2 protein-coding genes are annotated in these 2,492 nt (G+C 68.1%); both read right to left on the reverse strand.

The window, feature by feature from the left end; all coding sequences use genetic code 11:
- Window positions 1–788, reverse strand: a 788-nt coding sequence (locus tag ACQKIP_RS45160) for a cellulose binding domain-containing protein (RefSeq protein WP_427745661.1), incomplete at its 3' end; no start/stop codon positions are given.
- Between the two features lie 61 nt (window positions 789–849).
- Window positions 850–2,331: a cellulose binding domain-containing protein gene (locus tag ACQKIP_RS45165; RefSeq protein WP_365864323.1), complete on the reverse strand. Its 1,482-nt coding sequence runs from the start codon at window positions 2,329–2,331 to the stop codon at window positions 850–852.
- Between the last annotated feature and the right edge of the window lie 161 nt (window positions 2,332–2,492).

The raw sequence follows: 2,492 nt of genomic DNA on the forward strand, positions 1-2,492 counted from the left end.
GTCTTGTACTTGTCGATCTCCGTGGGGCCGAGTTCGCCGTTGGAGGCGAGAGCGGCACAGTCGCGGCCCGGCAGGTTGTAGATGACGAGTTGGACGACTTGTTCGCCGCTGCCCTTCTGGGCGAGGGCCGCGTCGAGGTGGTCGCGCAGGCCCATGCCGTCGCCCACGCCGTTGATGGCGGCGATGCGGTCGAGCCAGACGCCGGTGGGCTGGTTGGCGATGCGGGAGCCGCCGGTCTCGGCCCTGGCCTTGGCGGACCACTCCGGGTTGACGTACACCTTGGCACCGGCATACGGGTTGTCGACGCGGTCACCGGGCTCGGTCGGGTCCGTGGGGTCGGTGGGATCCGTCGGGTCGGTGTCCTCGTTGCAGGTGACGCCGTTCAGCTTGAAGGTGCCCGGCAGGGCGTTGCTGCCGCTGTAGGAGGCGTTGAAGCCGAAGGAGGCGGAGCCCCCGGTGGCGAGCGTGCCGTTGTAGGAGACGTTCTTGGCGGTGACGGCGGCGCCGGACTGGGAGATGTCGGCGTTCCAGCCGCTGGTGACCTTCTGGTTGCCCGCGTAGGACCAGGTGAGGTTCCAGCTGTTCACCGCGGCGCCGTTGTTGGTGACGGTGACGGCGGTGGTGAAGCCGCTGTCCCACTGGTTTTGCACCTTGTAGTCGACGGTGCAGGCGGCGGCCGCGGCCCCGGCATTATCGGGCATCGCGGCGGCGGTGCCGACGCAGGCGGCGCCGGTGAGGGCGAGGGCGGTGAGCACGGCGGTGCCGGCTCTCGATCTGAAACGGCTCATGGGTTGCGGTGTCCCTTTCCTGAGACGAGGAGGGTCGTACGGTGGTGTGCGATGGTCGTGGTCATCCCGTCATGCTGCGCAGGTGATCGCGCAGGCCGGTGCCGAATGCCGTCGGTGTGCCGTCGTAGGAGCTGATGAGAGAGGGTCCGGAGGAGCAGTCCCAGGTGTTCCAGGTCCAGCCGAGGTAGGACAGCTTCCGGTCGTCGAACCACTTCATGACGCGGTCGATGAACCCGTGGGAGCAGGTGTTCTCGCCGATCTCCCCGGCCACCAGGGGTACTTGGGCGGCGACGGGGGCGAGCGTGGAGTCCCAGCAGCTTTCGGTGGCGCAGGTGTTGAAGTTGTAGACGTGCCAGGCCGCGGCGAGATTGCCGGCCGGGTCGGAGGGCCGGTGTGCGAGCCACTGGCCGAGGTCGTTGGAGTAGGCCAGGCCGCCCGCGAGGATCACGTTCTTGGCGCCGGTGGCGCGGACGGAGTCGACGAGGTCTTGCATGCCGGCGACTTCGTAGCCGATGCCGGGGCAGGTGCCCCCGTCCTTCCAGCAGGTCCACGCATCGGAGATGCGGGAGGTCGCGCGGTCGGGATAGGGCTCGTTGAACAGGTCGAAGACGACTTTCGGATCGTCCTTGTAGGCGCCGGCGACCGACGACCAGAAGCTCGGTGCGTAGCGGGCGTCGGGCATCGGCTTCTGGCAGGTGGCGTGGATGTCGCTGCAGCCGGCCGAGTTCCCGGTGTACTGGCCCCAGGACCAGTGCATCTCCAGGATCGGCGTCATGCCGTGGGCCTTGACCTTGGTGACCAGCTCCTTGATGGCGGATTGGTAGTTGGCGCCCGCGTATTCGGGCTTGATGTTGTCCAGGCCCAGCCAGCACTCCTCGTTGAGGGGGATACGGACGGCGTTGGCCTTCCAGTCGGCGATGGCCGCGACGGACGCGTCGTCGACCGGGCCGTCGAAGATGCCGTAGCCCTGTACGCACATGAACTCGGCGCCGGAGCGGTTCACGCCCAGGATCCGGCGGGTGGCGCCGGAGGCGTCGACGAGCTTGTTGCCGGAGACCTTCAGGTCCGGGGCCTCGCCGTCGCCGCCCGGATCGGTCGGGTCCGTGGGGTCGGTCGGGTCGGTGATGTCGGTGTTGCAGGTCGTGCCGTTCAGTTTGAAGGCGGTCGGTGCGGTGTTGGCGCCCGTGCGCGAGCCGATGAACCCGGCCGAGACGCTTGCTCCGGAGGGCAGCGCGCCGTTCCAGGACTCGTTGGCCGCGGTCACGGCCGTTGCGGACTGGGACCACTTGGCGGACCAGCCCTGGGTGACCTTCTGTCCGTCGGCGAAGGCGAAGGTCAGGCTCCAGCTGTCCTTGGCCGCGCCGTTGTTGGTGATCTTCACCGCGGCCTGGAAGCCGCTGTCCCACTGCCCGGTGACGGAGTACTCCACCGTGCAGGCGGGGGCGGCCGCGGACGCGGCGTCGGACAGGGGGGCGAGCGTGGCCGCCGAGACGGCGAAGGCGAGCAGGGTTGCTTGTAACGCGTGACGCGGGGGGTGGCGCATGAGCGACTCCTTGCAGCTCGGGCGCGACCGGCACAGGGCCGGTGCGTCGACTGGTGGAACCGCTCCCACTGGTTGCTGGTGGACTGTAGAGAATGAACTGCCGTCAAGCAACAGAGGAGTTACGAATTTTCTCCTGTCGAATTAATTCGACTCTTCAAGCC

The sequence above is a fragment of the Streptomyces sp. NPDC059900 genome (assembly GCF_050270335.1).
Classification (GTDB): domain Bacteria; phylum Actinomycetota; class Actinomycetes; order Streptomycetales; family Streptomycetaceae; genus Streptomyces.